Origin of the sequence: Aromatoleum sp. (assembly GCF_035254505.1) — a bacterium.
In the GTDB taxonomy this organism is placed as follows: Bacteria; Pseudomonadota; Gammaproteobacteria; order Burkholderiales; family Rhodocyclaceae; genus Aromatoleum.
On sequence record NZ_DATFAO010000092.1, the window covers coordinates 1 to 16,680 of the forward strand.

The window sequence follows — 16,680 nt, forward strand, 5'->3', positions numbered from 1 at the left end:
GCGAAGCTCGGAGCCGAAGTCCACGTGCTGGTGGCCGGCGCGAACTGCGGCGCTGCCGCGGCCGAGGCCGCGAAGATCGCCGGCGTCGCCAAGGTGCGCGTCGCCGACGCCGCCCACTACGAAGGCCAGACCGCCGAGAACATTGCGGCGCTCGTCGTCGCCAATGCGGCCGGCTACAGCCACATCCTCGCCCCCGCCACCGCCAACGGCAAGAACGTCGCCCCGCGCGTGGCCGCTCTCCTCGACGTGGCGCAGATCTCCGATATCGTCGCCGTTGAAGGCGCCGACACCTTCGTGCGCCCGATCTACGCCGGCAACGCGATGGCGACCGTCAAGTCGGCCGATGCCGTGAAAGTCATCACCGTGCGCACGACCGCGTTTGAAGCGGCCGGGCAGGGTGGTGCGGCCGCCGTCGAAGCGCTGGGCGCCGGTCCCGATCTGGGCCTCACGACCCTCAAGGGGCGCGAGCTGACGAAGAGCGCCCGCCCCGAGCTCGGCGCCGCGAAGATCATCGTTTCCGGCGGCCGTGGCCTCGGCAGCGGCGAGAACTACCACGCGCTGCTCGAGCCGCTCGCCGACGCCCTCGGCGCAGCCCTCGGTGCCTCGCGCGCCGCGGTCGACGCCGGCTACGTGCCGAACGACTATCAAGTCGGCCAGACCGGCAAGATCGTCGCGCCGCAGCTCTACATCGCGGTCGGCATCTCCGGCGCCATCCAGCACCTCGCTGGCATGAAGGACTCCAAGGTGATCGTCGCGATCAACAAGGACCCCGAAGCGCCGATCTTCCAGGTGGCCGATTACGGGTTGGTAGCCGATTTGTTCCGGATTGTTCCAGAGCTTCGCTCCGCACTAGCGTAATCCTTCGACTCTTGGTCATTAACCCTTCGCTGATACCCGTTATGCCGGCGCACTCGAATGATGGAACGATGCACTGGAGGAAGTCGGGCGGAGGATCCGCGGGGTGACGGTAAACTTGACGGTATCGAGCGTTCGTCAACGGCTAGACACCAGCAAAGACAAGGCTTGCCGGATGCCCGTGACGAGCCGCTCCACATCGTCGTGCGTGTTGTACAGCGCGAAGGATGCGCGTGCGGTGCCGGTGAGGCCGAGCCGCTGCATCAGCGGCATCGCGCAATGGTGGCCGGCGCGGACGGCGATCCCGCAATCGTCGAGGCATCGTGCCGATGTCGTGCGGATGGATGCCGTCGAGCGTGAAGGACAGGACGCCGGCCTTTTCCGCGGTGGTGCCGACGATGCGCCCGCGAGCTGTCGCGTCGCGTTCTGCAGCAGCGCCCGTTCGTGGGCGGCGATGCGTTCGATGCCGATCGCGCTCACGTAGTCGAGCGCCGCGCCCAGTCCGACGACGCCCGCAATGTGCGGCGTGCCGGCTTCCAGGCGGTAGGGCAGCTCGTTGTACTCGGTCGTGTCGAAGCTCACCGAACGGATCATGGTGCGGCGGCACGCCATCTGCCACGGCACGATGTTGGAATGGTGTTCCATCGCGCTCACGATGACTTCGTCGCCGGCAGCGAGGCGCGGCTCTGCAAAGCCTTGCGCGACGAGGTTGATCGCCTCCGTCGTGCCGCGCACGAAGATGACTTCGGCATCGGCACGCGCATTGATGAACGACCGGACCTTGTGGCGCGCGCCCTCGTGGGCGTCCGTCGCACGCTGGCTCAGGGCATGCACGCCGCGGTGCACGTTGGCGTTGGCAGTGCGGTAGAAATCCGCCTCGGCATCGATGACCGCGTCGGGTTTCTGGGTCGTCGCCGCGTTGTCGAGGTAGGTCAGGGGCTGACCATTCACGCGCGTGCGCAGGATGGGGAAATCGGCGCGCGCCTGGGCGAGATCGCGCCGGAGGGCGACGGGGACGGTTTCTGTAGTCCTTGACGTCATTGTCACCCAAGCGCCGCTTGCCCGGTGTCAGGCTCGGGACGCCGGGTCGCTGCCGCCGGCTCGCTCGGCCGTGCTGCGGATGAATGCCAGGACTTCGCCGAGGAAGGAATCGCCGTCCGGCATGGCCGGGAAGTCCAGCGTCCCGGTGCAGTGCCGGGCGGGAAACGGAATGCCCGCCACATCGGTGTCGTCACCCTCGGAATCCATCAGCGAGACCATCGGATCGTATCGGGAAGCCATGGCGTTTCTCCTCGTGTGAATCGACGCAGCGTCGATGCGGTGGAACGTGAGGTGACTATAGCCATGCGCCGCCGGCGGCGTCCCCCCCACGTGGTATGGGCGACTCGCGCCGTTCGCGTCGAAGCGAAGTTTCCGAACTCTGGGGATAGGACCCGCAGCTCGCGGATAGCCGTCCCCCTTCCCTCGCCGTATCAATACGGGAGTTCGGGGACCACCCGTGCCGTCCGATCCACCCCACTTGCCTCTCGCGAAGGAGTGTCTTCCATGAGCAGTCGAATATTGCCGGATTTTGACCTGTTACTTCCTCAGAGCATCCCCGACGCGGTCGCGCTGCTATCGACGCATCGCGACCGGATCACCGTGATGGCCGGCGGCACCGACGTCATGGTCGCGATGAAGTTCGCGCAGCCGCCCGCGAAGTTGCCTGAATTCGTGATGAGCCTCGAGAACGTTCCGGGTCTCGGCTACGTGCTGTTCGATCCGGAAAAGGGCCTGCGCATCGGCGCCAAGGCGACGGTGGCCGAGTTGCTCGCGCAGCCGGAGGTGAAACAGCATTACCGTGCCCTCTGGAACGCCGCGCAGACCTTCGCGACCGGGCAGGTGCGCAACACCGCCACGGTGCTGGGCAACCTGCTGCGCGCGTCCCCCGCCGGTGACTGCAGCTGCGCGATCTACGCGCTCGGCGGCGCCGTCGTGCTGCACGGCCCGGGCGGCAGGCGCGAGGTCGACATCGACGACTTCTGGCTGTCGTACGGCGTCACCGCGCGCCAGCCCGACGAACTCGCCGTCGAACTGGTCTTGCCGCCGCCCGTCGCCGGCTCGCGCTCGGCCTTCAAGCGCATGACCCGCATGAGCGAGGATCTGGCCAAGCTCAACGTGGCCGTCCGTCTGGAGATGTCGGGCAACACTTGCATCGATGCCCGCCTCGCCATGGGCTGCGTCGCGCCCACGCCGCTGCGCCTGACCAAGACGGAGACGCTGCTGAAGGGCCAGGAGCTGACCGCGGAGGTGCTGCAACGCGTCGCGGCGTCCGTGCCCGGGGAGATCAGCCCCATCGACGACAAGCGCTCGACCGCGGAGTACCGCAGGCAGGTGTCGGGCGTGCTGCTCAAGCGCGCGATCCAGGAAGCCTGCGGGGCCGCCTGAGCCCACGGCGCAAGAAGACGAGGAGACCAGAATGAAGAACCGGGACATCACCCTCCATATCAACGGCGAGGCATACAAGCTGAACGTCGCCGTGAATCGCACCTTGCTCGACGTGTTGCGCGACGAGCTCGGCATGACGGAGACGAAATACGGCTGCGGCACGGGCGAATGCGGCGCCTGCACCGTGCTCGTCGAGGACAAGGCGGTCAATTCCTGCCTGACGCTCGCCGCGACGATGGACGGCAAGCGCATCACGACGGCCGCGGGTCGGGCCGATTTCGGCCGGCTCGACCATATCCAGCAGGCCTTCGTCGACGAGGCCGCGATCCAGTGCGGCTATTGCACGCCGGGCATGGTCATGAAGACGGCGAGCCTGCTCGCGAAGAATCCCGATCCGAGCGAGGCCGAGATCCGCCACGCGCTGGAGGGCAACATCTGCCGCTGCACCGGCTACGAGAAGATCGTGAAGGCGGTGAAGAAAGCGGCACAGACGATGCCCGGCCGAGCGGCGGCGCAAGCGCAACCCTGCAAGGAGGTCGTGCAATGAGCGAGCAAACGATCGTCGGCACCAATGCGCCGCGTGTGGATGTGCGCGACAAGGCGACCGGGCAGGCGCAGTACGCGGCCGACATCCAGCTGCCGGGAATGCTGTACGGCAAGGTGGTGCGCTGCTGGGAACATGCCCACGCGCGCGTGAAGCGGCTGGATCTTTCGGCGGCAGCGGCTTCGCCGGGCGTCGTGCGCGTGATCGGGCCGAAGGACGTGACGGCGAAGCGCTACAACTCGTCGGTGCTGGATCTGATGGTGTCCGAGTCGATGCACGACATGCTCGGCGACATCGACGACCAGCCCATCTTCACCGAGCACGTGAAATTCCAGGGCGATGCGATCTGCGGAATCATCGCGCGCTCCGAAGAGGCGGCCGAGCGCGCCGCCGCGAAGATCGTCGTCGAATACGAGCCGCTGCCGGTGTACCTGACCGCGGAGGCTTCGCGGGCGCCCGGGGCGGTGCAGTTCACGCCGGAAAAGCCCGGCAACTTGGCGTTCCAGCTGCCCGAGGCGATGTTCCCGAACCACGCGCTCGGCGGCGGCGATGTCGAGGGGGCGATGCGGGACGCGGACGTCGTCGTCGAGGACGCGTTCTACGTCCCGAAACAGAAGCAATGCCAGATGGAGCCGCACGCGTACGTCGCGAAGGTTGACAGCGGCGGGCGGCTCACGTGCTGGACCTCGTCGCAGATGCCCAAGCTCGTGCAGCGCAAGCTCGCGAAGCTCTTCGACCTGCCGATGAATCTCATGAAGATCGTTCCGACCGTGATCGGCGGCGGCTTCGGCACGCGCCTCGGCATGATCTCGGAGCCGCAGGCCTGCGCGATGGCGCTGGCGGTGCCCGGCCATCCGGTGAAGCTGCAGACGCTGCGCGAGGAGGACTGGGTGATCTCGCCGAGCCGGCACCCGGGCAAGTACTGGATGAGGATAGGCTTCAAGCGCGACGGCACCCCCGTGGCGTGTGACGCGCGCTTCGAGAACTACAAGGGCGGCTACTACCTCGACGCCTCCGGCACGGCCTTCACGGCCGGCGCGTGGCTCGGCGGCATGTACCGTTTCCCGGCGCTGCGCTACCGCGGCGAGTCCTACTTCACGAACCAGGGCCTGACCGGCGCTTACCGGGGCTACGGCAATCCGCAGACGAACTTCGTGCTCGAACAACTGATCGACCGCGGCTGCGCCGAGCTCGGCGCCGACCCGGTGGAATGGCGCAAGAAATGGCACAAGGGCGTTGGCGACGACGGCTGGTGTCCTGGCGTCACCTATCCGTCGTGCGCGCTGGACGAGTGCCTCGACCGCGGCGCAGCGGCGATCGGCTGGACCGAGAAGCGGCGCAAGTACGCGAAGCAGGAGGGGACGATCCGCCGTGGGGTGGGGGTGGCTGTCATGAACCACACCAGCGGCGCGATGCCGATGCTGCTGGAACACACCGCCTGCACCGTGAAGCTCAACGAGGACGCGACCGCCGAGGTCCTGTTCGCGTGCTCGGACATGGGGCAGGGCTCGCACACGGCGCTGAAGCAGATCGCCGCCGAGACGCTCGGCTTCCCGTTCGAGCACGTGCAGCTGTCGGGCGGCACGTCGGACGTCGCTGGCTTCGACATCGGCGCGCATGCGAGCCGCACGATCTACGTGGGCGGCGCGGCGGTGAAGAAGGCGTGCGAGGAGGCGAAGCGCCAGCTCTTCGAGCGCGCGTCGCTGCAGCTCGGCGTTCCCGCCGACCAGCTCGACATCCGCAACAAGCGGATCTTCGTGAAGGCGGACCCGGCGCGGGGCATCGAGGCCGAGGCGATCACGCGCGCCGGCGTGTATCACTTCGTCGACCCCATGACCGGCGAACCAGGCGGGGTGCCCGGGCAGATCCAGGGCTACGTGAGCTTCTTCGCGCCGCACAACTCGCCACCCTTCGGCGCGTCGTTCGCCGAGGTCGAAGTCGACACCGAGACCGGCGAGGTGCGGGTGATCGAGCTCGTCAATGCGCACGACATCGGCCGCGCGATCAATCCGGCCGCGGTCGAAGGGCAGCTCGAAGGCGGCATCCAGCAGGGCCTCGGTTTCGTGCTGAGCGAGGAGATCGACTACGACGCCAAGGGGCGAGTGCAGAACAACAGCTTCACGGACTACAAGATGTTCGGCCCGGAGGATATGCCGAAGATCACGACGATCCTCGTCGAGGACGCCGATCCGATCGGCCCCTTCGGCGCGAAGAGCGTCGGCGAGTCGGGGCTCGTGAGCCCGGTCGGCGCGGTGGCCAACGCGATCTTCCATGCGATCGGGATCCAGTTCACCGAGGCGCCGATCACGCCGGAGAAGGTGTTGAAGGGCATCCTGGAGAAGGGCGTCCGCGATTACGGCACGCTGCGCCGAAGCTGAGCTGCGACGTTTCCTGCGTCGGCGGCCGCCTCCGGGCGGCCGCATCGTTTCTGCGTGAGGCGATGCTCTGCCGCGGCCAGCAACCGCCTGCGCGACGAGTCACAAAACGATCCGCAGTTCGCGGATATGCGCCGCATTCCCCGGATAGCGACTCCCCCCGGAAGTGCTTAATTTCCCTACATCGCGTGACGTCGGGAACCCTCTTCCCGATCACAGAGCCGGACCCGCATCGGCCACAGTCGCATGACGCATCCCGCGCAGGTTCGGCCTGCGGTTCGGGACATCCAACCCCAAACGACGGATTCGCTTCCCCGGACACGGGAAGCCATTGCTGACCGCAAGGGGACTTCATGGCTCGGATTCACCGATTACTTACCCGGATTGTGCCGCTCGCACTCGCGCACGCCGGGCTCGCAGGCTGCAGTGCATCGGCGAACCTCGCCGACGTCGCCGCGACGCAGAGCGCGCCGGTGCTGCGTTCCGACCAGTTCCAGGCCGCCGTGGCGAATTCGAGCGTGCTCGTCGCGGTCGGTGCGAACGGCGTCGTCGTGTCGTCTGCGGATGCCGGCAAGAGCTGGACGCGACAGGTCGTCGATGCCGGCGCATCGCTGATCGGCGCCGCGGTGTGTCCGGACGGCGGCTTCGTCGCGCTCGATTTCGGCCGCCGCGTGTGGATCGCCGACGCCACGGCGAGCGGCTGGACCGCACGCCCGATCACGAGCGAGGCGACACCGCTCGCGGTCGCGTGCGACCCGAACGGGCAGGTGTGGGTCGTCGGCAGCGAGAGCGCGATCCTGTCGAGCGCCGACCGGGGCGCGACGTGGCGCGACGCCTCGCTCGGCGAGGACCAGATGTTCACGACGGTGCAGTTCGTCGACGAGCGGCACGGCGTCATCACCGGCGAATTCGGCAGCTTCCTGACGACGCAGGACGGCGGCGCCAGCTGGCAGGCGGGCACGCCGATCCCGAACGATTTCTATCCATACGGCGCGCTCTTCACCGATGCGCAGACCGGCTGGGTCAGCGGGCTCGCCGGCACGATCCTGCACACCACCGACGGCGGCGCGAGCTGGCAGAAGCAGCCGAATCCGACCGGCGCACCGATGTACGGCCTCGCCCGCCACGAGGACCGCGTGTACGCGCTGGGCGCGAACGGGCTGGTGCTGGCGCTCGACGACGGCCATTGGCAGCCGGTGGAAGGCCGCCCGGCGCCCTACCTGCGCAGCGGCTTCTCGCTCGCGGGGCGAGGCCTGCTCGTCGCGGGTGGCGCCGGCACGCTCGACATCGTTTCCCCGATCCCTGCAATGCCGAAGTAAGGAGAGGCCGTGCGACATCACTTCACCCACGCGCTGCACCAGCTCGAACTGAAGATCTTCGCGTTCCCGCGCCTCGTGCTCGCCGCGATCCTGGCGGTCACCGCGTACTTCGCGCTGCAGATTCCGGCGCTGAAGATGCACACCGAGTTCGGCGACCTGCTGCCCCAGCGCCACGCCTTCATCCGCCTGCACAACGAGATCCGCGACACCTTCGGCGGCGCGAACCAGATCGTCGTCGCGATCGAGGTCGAGGACGGCACGATCTTCACGAACGACACGCTCGCGCTGATCCACCGCGTCACCCAGGCCGTCGATAGCCTGTCGGGCGTCAATCACAACCTCGTCTCCAGTCTCACGCACCGCACGTCACGGAAGATCTGGCTGACCGAGGACGGCGAGATGCGCTCCCAGCCGTACTACGACCCGCAGCGCCCCGCGCTGACAGCCGACGAGCTCGACGCGTTCGGCAAGGAGGTGCGCGCCAACCCGCGCATCTACGGCCTGCTCGTGTCGCCCGACGCGAAGGCGGCGCTTGTGAAGGCGCAGATGAACGAAGCCGGCGCGATCGACTACGAGAAGATCTTCGCCGAGCTGCAGGCGGTGCGCGCGAAGGAGCAGGCTGCCGGCACCAGGATCCACGCCACCGGCCAGCCCGTGCTGATCGGCTGGGTGTACACCTATCTGCCGCAGATCCTGCAGATCTTCCTCTTCACGTTGTTGCTGATGGTGGGCTTGCTGGTCGCGCATTTCCGCCGCTTCTACGGCGTCGCGCTGCCGCTCGTCGGCATCGCGCTGTCGTCGATCTGGGGCCTGGGCTTCGTGTCGAGGATGGGTTGGAATCTCGATCCGCTGTCGCTCGTGATCCCGTTCCTGATCGCCGCGCGCGCGATGTCGCACAGCATCCAGCTCGTCGAGCGCTACTACGCCGAGCTCGCGACGAGTCGCGACGGGCGCGTGGCGGCCCGCGCGGCGTTCGAGGATCTGTTCCGGCCGGGTTCGCTCGCGATCTCGGTCGATGCGATCGGAATCGCCGTGCTGGCGCTCGGCGCCGCGCCGATCAATACGAAACTCGGCTACTACGCCGGCTTCTGGGCGTTCTCGGTGTTCTTCACGGTGCTGCTGGTCGTGCCCTTGCTGCTGTGGCTGCTGCCGGCGCCGCGCAATACCGAGAACCGCCGCGGCTGGGCGCACGCGGCCGTCGAGCGGACGTTCGGCGCGGTCGGGAGCCGACGCACGGCCGCCTCGGTGCTCGCGATCGCCGCGGTGCTGTTCGTCGGCGGCGGCGTGCTCGCCTCGCGCGTAAAGATCGGCGAGGCCGAGGCGGGGTCGCCGCTGCTGTATCCGGACCACGACTACAACGTGTCGTCGCGCGCGATCAATGCGCGCTTTCCCGGCTCCGAGGAGCTCTACATCGTCGCGCGCACTGCGGAGAAAGGCGGGCTGAAGCGGCCCGAGGTGTTGCGCGCGATCGAGCGCTTCCAGCACCACATGCTGCTCGACCCGGCACTCGGCGGCACCAAGGCGTTGCCGGGCCTCGTGCGCGCGGTCAATGGCCTCATCCACAACACCGATCCCCGCTGGAACCAGATCCCCGAGTCGGCCTCGGCGGTCGGCGGGCTGCTCTTCGCCTACATGGCGGCGAGCCCGATCCCCGGCGCGCTCGCCGAGTTCCTCGATGCCGACGAGCGCGATGCGAACCTCGTCTTCTACTACAAGGACAAGCAGGCGGACACGATCCGGCGCGCGGTGCAGGTGGCCGAGCAGGGCATCGCGAAGGTCGGCGCGGTCGATGGCTTCGAGCTGCGTCTGGGCGGCGGCGCCATCGGCGTCAATGCCGCGATCAACGACGCCGTCGATGACGACAACCGGCTGATCGTGCCGCTCGTGCTCGCGCTGGCGTTCGTCTTCGTGACGCTGTCCTACGGCTCGCTCCATGCGGGCTGGCTGATGGTGCTGCCGATGCTGTTCGCCACGGTGATGACCTACGCGTACATGGGCGCCAAGGGCATCGGCATCAACGTCAATACCGTACCGGTCATCGCGGTCGGCATCGGCGTCGGCATCGACTATGCGATATACATCATGAACCGCATCCGCGAGGAGATGGCCGCGTGCGGCGACCTCGGCCGGGCGGTGCGCACGGCGGCGGGCACGACGGGCTTCGCGGTGGTGTTCACCGCGGTGACGCTGATCGCGGGCGTGATCATGTGGGTCCTCCTGTCCGATCTGCGCTTCCAGGCGGATTCCGCGCTGCTGCTGACGCTGATGCTGGTACTCAACGCACTCGCCGCGATGCTGCTGATGCCGGCATGGGTCGTGGTGTTCAAGCCGGCCTTCATCACGAAGGCGCGGCTCGACGAAGACGGTGTGCTGCAGGTGGCGTGAGCGCGAACGCGCGGGCGCCGACAACAACGAGGGGAGGACGAAGGTGAGGAAATCCGCAAAGAAGGATAGCCGCAACGCACCGCTTGCCGCCGGCATGCTGACGCTTGCCGTCGGCGTCGCGCACACGGGGGGCGCAGCGGCGGGCGACATCCCGAACGAGGAGGCGCGCGTCGACGTGGTCTATGAGAACGCGACCTTCGCGCGCCGCGATGTCGGGCTGTCGAAGTTCCGCAATACGCTGAAGATCGACATCGACCGCCAGCTCGGCCGGCGCGGCGCGTTCGACGACGTGGGCGTGAACCTGAAGCTGCGCGGCACGTTCGACGGCGTCTATCGCCTCAACGAAGACACCTACGGGAACAAGGCCGGCGGTGCAGTTCAGCTGGAGAACACCGTGGGCATCCCCGGTTCGAGCGTGCCGCACGGCGGTGGCCTCGGGAGTCCGACGAATCCGCTCACCGCGGGACTCGCGGGCCTGCCCGGCGGCGGCGCCTTCGGCTTCAACTCGACCGACCCGTCGGCGCCGCGCTACAACCCCAACGAGGGGCTCGCCGTGCTGGGCGAACACCTGCATCGTACCGACGGCGGGGTCGCGTTCGCGGTGCCAGTGCGCCCGTGCGACAAGGACTCGCGCGGCTGCATCAAGGATTATCTCGATGCGAGCCGACAGGAACTGGAGTCGCCCGAGTTCAACGACCGCTGGGACTTCATCCGCGAGGCGTACGTCACCGGCTCCGTGCCCTTCGACGACGGTTCGAGCCTGTTCATGAAGGTCGGCAAGCAGCAGGTGGTGTGGGGACGCACCGACCTCTTCCGCGTGCTCGACGTCATCAATCCGGTCGATTACTCGCGCAACAACATCTACGACGAGCTCCAGGACATCCGCATTCCAATGTGGATCATGCAGGCCGAGTACCGCGCCGGCGCGACGGAGACCTTCGACGACCTGAACTTCGCCGTCGTGTGGAACTTCGACAAGTTCCGGCCGCACAACATCGGCCAGTGCGGCAGCCCGAACGTGATCCTCGACGCGGGCTGTTTCATGCGCGGCATGAAGAACCTGTGGGACAACGGCGGCACGGTCGCGAACTTCGCGAACCTCGGGCTGCCGGGGCTCGCGGCGACCGACTTCGGCCCGAACCAGATCGGTATCCGCAAGGCGCATCTGCCGAGCTGGTCGCTGTCGAACACCCAGCTGGGCGTCAAGCTCGAAGGCCAGAAAAGCGGCGTCGGCTTCTCGCTCAACGCGCTGACCTACCGCTCGCAGCTGCCTTCGCTGCGCGGCGGCATTCCGGCGCGCAATCCCTTCGACCCGGTCGGCGCCGTCGACACGCAGCCGCAACCGCATCCCTATCCCTACCTGATCGCATTCGACGTGCATTTCCCGCGCGTGAACCTGATCGGCGGATCGATGGACCTGCAGGTGGATTCGATCAAGTCGGTGTTCCGGCTGGAGGCCGCGCTGACCGAGGGCGAGGAGTTCCCGAACGGCCTGCGCAAGCGCCTGTTCTCCGAATCGCGCGTGTTCCGCTACGTGATCGGCTGGGACCGCCCGACCTTCATCCCCTTCCTCAACAAGACGCGTGCGTTCCTGATTTCGGCGCAGCTCTTCGGCCAGCACCTGCTCGACCACGAACTCGAGCAGCGTCCGCTGGGCAAGGTCGGCATGCCGGACTGGAAGGACAACAACATCTTCACACTGCTCTTCAAGGGCTTCTATATGAACGACCGCGTGAGCCCGCAGGTGATCATGGCGCATGACGTCAAGGCCAACGCGACCGCGATCGCGCCATCGATCGACTGGCTCTTCAGCGACAGGCTCAAGCTCACCGTCGGCGCCAACGTCAAGGTCGGCCACGGCGCGCGCAAGTTCGACGACTGCCGCACCTGCAACCCCTTCCATCCGTTCTCCGCCTCGCCGGGGCAGGGGCCGAACGACGGCTCGCTGGGGCTGGGCGGCTTCGAGCCGCTCGGCCGCTTCCGTGCGGGCCCGATCGGCATGGCACAGCAGGAAGACGAGTTGCAGTTCGTGCTGCAGTACAAATTCTAATCCGGAGGAGGACGACAATGAAGATGAGGACAATGACATCGATGCTGCTGGCGGCCGGCGCGATCGGCACGGCGCAGGCCGCGACCGAGGCGGACGTCGACAAGAGCTTCGGTCCATACAAGAGCGGCGTGCCGACGGTGGCGGGCGTAAAACCGGGCACGGTCATCGACAAGAGCAACGTCGAGGCCGCGAAGGGGGCGCTCATCCCCAGCATGGCGCAGTTCATCAAGAGCGGGCAGACGACGCTCGCGGTGGGTGAGACCTACTCGTTCGGGATCAGCAAGAACTACATCGACGCGACGCGCAAGAACCTCAACAAGGTGTCGCTTGGGGCGAACGTCGGAGATCTAGTCGGCTTCGTTGCCGGCCGGCCCTTCCCGCAGGAGCCCGACGCGAAGGACCCGCGCGCCGGCGAGAAGGTGTTCTGGAACTTCCAGCACAACAACCGCATCGGCGACAGCTACACGATCTGGCCGTGGTACATGGAATACAAGAACATGGCGAGCGGCAAGGTCGAGCGCACGCTGAAGCAGGAGTACCACATCATCCAGTGGAAGCATCGCGTCGACCAGGAGCCGCGCCCGGAAGTCGAACCGAACCCCTCGCAGCTGCTGCGCTCGGGCTACCTAAAGGTGCATGAGCCGCAGGACCTGAAGGACACGCAGCTCCTGATCAGCCGCTTCTCCGACGACGCGAAGCTCGACGAGGTGTATCTGTACCTCGGCTTCCAGCGCCGCGTGCGCCGCCTCGCGTCGAACCAGGTCACCGACCCCTTCCTCGGCTCCGACCTGATGGTCGAGGACTTCGAGGGCTACAACGGCCGCATGCGCGACATGAAGTGGGAATACAAGGGCACGCGCGACCTGCTGGTGCCCTTCTACGCGCACAACAAGCAGAAGCTCGCCGAGGAGCCGAAGGAGGCCGACTTCAAGTTCATCGACTTCGGCGGCGAAGGGGCGTGCTTCCCGAACGTGACGTGGCAGCTGCGCAAGACCTACGTGATCGAGTCGGTGCCGGTCAATCCCGACCACGTCATCAGCAAGCGCGTGCATTACGTCGATGCCGAGACCTACGCGCTGAGCTTGAACGAGATCTACGACCGCAAGGGCGAGCTGTGGAAGACCTTCATCATCGCCTACACGGATTCGGAGAGCCACATGCCGAAGAACGCCGGTCGCGGCGTGGCGATCAACGACGGCTTCAGCATCATCGACGTGCAGGCCAAGCATTGCTCGACCGGCAAGTTCAAGGTGCACCTCGACCAGGAGATGAGCCCGACGAAGCTGTTCTCGGTGCAGTTCATGCGCGGTAGCTGAGGTCGCGACGCGAGGCTGTCAGGGGCGCCCGGGAGCGCCCCTTTTTCCTTGCATCGTGCCCGCCCGCCGTCCTCGCAAACATCGCCATTCCGGGGATAGCCGTCGTAATCGCGGGATAGTTGGACGGGCGGGCGTGCCGTAATTTGAATGCTCGAAGCAGGCGCGCAATTCCACCGAGGAGCGGTAATGGAGACTCTCACGCAGCCGGTGCAGAACTCGATGAAACCGGGCAAGTGGCTCAATTCGAGCTGCAAGATGTGCATCCACTCCTGTACGACGCGGATCCACGTCACCGAGGACGGCGTCATCAACAAGATCGAGGGCAACCCCACCAGCCCGAGCAACAACGGGCGGCTGTGCCCGAAGGGCAACGCGGCGATCCTTCGGCACTACGATCCGGCGCGCTTCAGGACGCCGCTGCGGCGCACGAATCCGGAGAAGGGGCCCGGCGTCGATCCGAAGTGGGCGCCGATCGGGTGGGACGAGGCGCTGGACCTCGTCGGCCGCGAGCTCAGGAAGACGCTGGAGGAGGACCCGCGCAAGCTGATGCCGGCGATCAACGACTTCCAGAAGCTCTTCCTGTGGGCGTGGCCCGCGGCGCTAGGCAACGCAAACTACCTGTCGTCGGTCGGCAACTTCTGCGGCGGCGGCTACCACCCGATGAACGGCTTCATCCATGCCGCCTTCGCCGCCGCGAACGACGTCAATTACTGCAACTACTGGATCAACAACGGCGGCGGCGACGGCTTTTCTTCGCACCTGCACACCGCGGCCCAGGCGAACCACGTCGCGAAGGCACGCGTGGAGCGCAACATGCGCGTCGTCGTCGTCGAGCCGCGGCTGTCGATCGGCGCCGCGAAGGCGAACGAGTGGGTGCCGATCCGCCCGGCGACCGATCGCCAGTTCGCGCTGGGCCTCGCCCACGTGCTCGTCGCCGAGAAGCTGTACGACGCGAAATTCCTGAAGAAGGACACCAACGCCCCGTACCTCGTCGGGCCGGACGGGTACTTCGTGCGCAATGGCGAAGGCAGGATCTACGTGTGGGACGCCGTCGACAACTGCGCGCGACTGTGGGACGACCCGGAGATCAAGGAGGTCGCGCTGGAAGGCACCTACACGGTCGAGGGCAAGCCCTGCCGGCCGGCGTTCCAGAAGTTCAAGGACATCCTCGCCGAATGCTCGCCGGAGCAGATGGAGACGCTGACGACCGTGCCGGCGGCGACGACGCGGCGCATCGCGCGCGAGTTCGCGAAGGCGGCGCAGATCGGCTCCTTCATCGAGATCGACGGCCGCATGCTGCCGCTGCGCCCCGCCGCGTACAACTACTACCGCGGCGCGCAGGGCCACAAGTACAGCGCGATGGCGAACCATGCGTTCAAGCTGGTGAATTTCCTCGTCGGGGGGATCGACGCGCCGGGGGGGCACGTCGGGGTCACGCTCGACGACCAGATGCAGGACATCCGCGGCGGCTGCGGGCAGATCCAGCCCGGCGAGAACGGCATGATGCAGACGATGCCGCACCAGCTGCACCCCGAGGTGCCGTTCTCGTGGCCGCCCAACGAGACGCACTTGATGGGCTTCTTCCCGATCGGTGTCGACCCCGGGCACCTGACGCAGCACACGCTCGCGAACGCCGAGAAGTTCGGCCTCGACTACCGGCCCGACACGCTGCTGATGTGTCACTCGAACCCGCTGTGGAACCTGCCGGGCGACCGCGAGCAGTGGTACGCGCTGCTCCGCTCGATGCGCTTCATCGTCGCGGTCGACATCCTGCCCAACGAATCGAACGAGTGGGCCGACGTGATCCTGCCGTCGCACGACCTGCTCGAGTCGTGGAACATGACGATGATCGAGCCCCCGCACCACGAGGGCATGTGCCTGCGTCAGCCCGCGACGCCGCCGCTGTACGACACGAAGAGCGAGGAAGAGATCTTCTACGAGATCTCCGAGCGGTTGGGCTTGCTCGAGACCTGGAATGGCATCCTCAACTTCGTCAACGGCTTCCACCAGAAGCCGGAGCTGCTGCTCGAACCGAATCGCAAGTACAGCGACCGCGAGATCGCCGAGCGCAAGGGGAAGCTGTGGAACGGCCAGGATCTCGACTGGTACGTGGAGCACGGCCACGCGGTGACGCCGCGCCGCCCCGACAAGTGGTACCGGCCCTGGGACGGGATGCGGCTGCATTTCTACCTCGAGGACATCGTCCGCGCACGGGACACGCTGCGCCAGAAGATGGAGGCGGCCGATGTCCCGTTCCGCCACGAGTGGGAGTGGGGCGACTACCAGCCGCTGCCGACGGCGGTGCCCGATCCGGTGCATCTGGAGCCGGCTGACTTCGACCTGTACGCGATCACCTTCAAGGACATCCAGATCAACTTCGGCGAGAGCATCGGCAATCCCTGGATCAACGACATCGTGTTCAAGGACCCGGTGCATACCGCGGTGCTGCTGAACCCGAAGACGGCGCGCGAACGAAGGCTGGACGAGGGCGACATCGTGCGCATCGAGTCGCCGTACGGCTCGATCGTCGCGAAGATCGGGCTGTCCGAAGGCGTCCATCCCGATGCGGTGTGCGTGTCGAATGCACTTACGCGTGTCGCGACGCAGAACACCGGCGTGCGCCACGGCGGCGGCAACTTCAACCAGCTGCTGCCGGCGAACCTGCGGCACACCGACGCGTGCAGCGGACAGCCGGAGACGGTCGCCAAGGTCAGGCTGACGAAGCTCGCTTCCGTGCCGGCGGAGATCGCCGCCGGCAACTCGGTGTTCAGCAAGGGGAGGGCGCACTGATGGCCAAGTGGGGGATGGTTTTCGATCTGCGCCGATGCATCGGCTGCAACGCCTGCGCGGTCGCGTGCAAGCAGGAGAACAGCCTGCCCGACGGCGTGTTCTTCACGAAGACGCTGTCGGAGGAGGTCGGCGAATACCCGGACGTCACGCGCAGCTACGTGCCGACGATCTGCAACCACTGCGAGGATGCGCCGTGCGAGCGCGCCTGTCCGACGGGTGCGACCTACACCCGTCCCGACGGCATCGTCATGGTCGATCGCAACAAATGCATCGGTTGCGGCACCTGCATCGTCGCGTGCCCGTACGACCAGCGCACACGGCTCGAGCCGGAGATGCTGAAAGAGGGGCTGTTCGGCGGCGGGCGGATGACGCCCTTCGAGGAGCAGGGTATCGGGCGCTTCACGGTGGGCACGGTCGTCAAATGCACGTTCTGTCATGAACGGGTCGACGCCGGGCAGCTCCCCGCGTGCGTCGCGACCTGTCCGACCGAGGCGCGCATCTTCGGCGATCTCGACGACCCGACGAGTCGGCCGCGGCAGCTGATCCTGGAGCGCCGCGGGCGCCAGCCGCTGCCGGAGAAGAACACCAACCCGCGCGTCTTCTACATCGACTGAAGGGG

Annotated in this window: 12 protein-coding genes; 10 read left to right on the forward strand and 2 right to left on the reverse strand. The window is 66.9% G+C overall.

Annotated elements, in window-relative coordinates; genetic code table 11:
* A partial coding sequence (locus tag VJ673_RS19255; RefSeq protein WP_324127783.1) for an electron transfer flavoprotein subunit alpha/FixB family protein occupies positions 1–858 on the forward strand: 858 nt, incomplete at its 5' end.
* A gap of 135 nt (positions 859–993) precedes the next feature.
* On the opposite strand, the gene VJ673_RS19260 is transcribed toward VJ673_RS19255, so the two are convergent.
* The gene (locus tag VJ673_RS19260; RefSeq protein ID WP_324127784.1) at positions 994–1,896 is read right to left on the reverse strand and encodes an aminotransferase class V-fold PLP-dependent enzyme; all 903 of its coding nucleotides are present in this window, start codon (positions 1,894–1,896) and stop codon (positions 994–996) included.
* 27 nt (positions 1,897–1,923) lie between these two features.
* Entirely contained in the window at positions 1,924–2,136 is a 213-nt protein-coding gene (locus tag VJ673_RS19265; protein WP_324127785.1) for a hypothetical protein, read from the reverse strand.
* A gap of 264 nt (positions 2,137–2,400) precedes the next feature.
* On the opposite strand from VJ673_RS19265, the gene VJ673_RS19270 reads away from it, so the two are divergent.
* The 9 genes from VJ673_RS19270 to VJ673_RS19310 all read left to right on the forward strand — a co-directional run bounded on the left by VJ673_RS19270 (position 2,401) and on the right by VJ673_RS19310 (position 16,675).
* The gene (locus tag VJ673_RS19270; protein ID WP_324127786.1) at positions 2,401–3,282 is read left to right on the forward strand and encodes an FAD binding domain-containing protein; all 882 of its coding nucleotides are present in this window, start codon (positions 2,401–2,403) and stop codon (positions 3,280–3,282) included.
* A 31-nt stretch (positions 3,283–3,313) separates the two neighbouring features.
* Positions 3,314–3,829 carry a (2Fe-2S)-binding protein gene (locus VJ673_RS19275; protein ID WP_324127787.1) on the forward strand — a complete coding sequence of 172 codons (516 nt, stop codon included), beginning with the start codon at positions 3,314–3,316 and terminating at the stop codon, positions 3,827–3,829.
* Positions 3,826–6,204 carry a xanthine dehydrogenase family protein molybdopterin-binding subunit gene (locus VJ673_RS19280; protein WP_324127788.1) on the forward strand — a complete coding sequence of 793 codons (2,379 nt, stop codon included), beginning with the start codon at positions 3,826–3,828 and terminating at the stop codon, positions 6,202–6,204. The genes VJ673_RS19275 and VJ673_RS19280 overlap by 4 nt, the downstream gene beginning before the upstream one ends.
* A 350-nt stretch (positions 6,205–6,554) precedes the next feature.
* Complete coding sequence (locus VJ673_RS19285) at positions 6,555–7,520, forward strand: WD40/YVTN/BNR-like repeat-containing protein (RefSeq protein WP_324127789.1); 966 nt, start codon at positions 6,555–6,557, stop codon at positions 7,518–7,520.
* 9 nt (positions 7,521–7,529) lie between these two features.
* A complete protein-coding gene (locus VJ673_RS19290; protein WP_324127790.1) occupies positions 7,530–9,905 on the forward strand; it encodes an efflux RND transporter permease subunit in 2,376 nt (791 codons plus the stop codon).
* Between the two features lie 43 nt (positions 9,906–9,948).
* Positions 9,949–11,955, forward strand: a complete 2,007-nt coding sequence (locus VJ673_RS19295) for a DUF1302 family protein (RefSeq protein ID WP_324127791.1) — start codon at positions 9,949–9,951, stop codon at positions 11,953–11,955.
* A 17-nt stretch (positions 11,956–11,972) separates the two neighbouring features.
* Positions 11,973–13,271: a DUF1329 domain-containing protein gene (locus VJ673_RS19300; RefSeq protein WP_324127792.1), complete on the forward strand. Its 1,299-nt coding sequence runs from the start codon at positions 11,973–11,975 to the stop codon at positions 13,269–13,271.
* A 186-nt stretch (positions 13,272–13,457) separates the two neighbouring features.
* The gene (locus VJ673_RS19305) at positions 13,458–16,061 is read left to right on the forward strand and encodes a molybdopterin-dependent oxidoreductase (RefSeq protein ID WP_324127793.1); all 2,604 of its coding nucleotides are present in this window, start codon (positions 13,458–13,460) and stop codon (positions 16,059–16,061) included.
* On the forward strand, positions 16,061–16,675 hold the full coding sequence (locus tag VJ673_RS19310) for a 4Fe-4S dicluster domain-containing protein (RefSeq protein ID WP_324127794.1): 615 nt from the start codon (positions 16,061–16,063) through the stop codon (positions 16,673–16,675). The genes VJ673_RS19305 and VJ673_RS19310 overlap by 1 nt, the downstream gene beginning before the upstream one ends.
* Positions 16,676–16,680 lie beyond the last annotated feature (5 nt).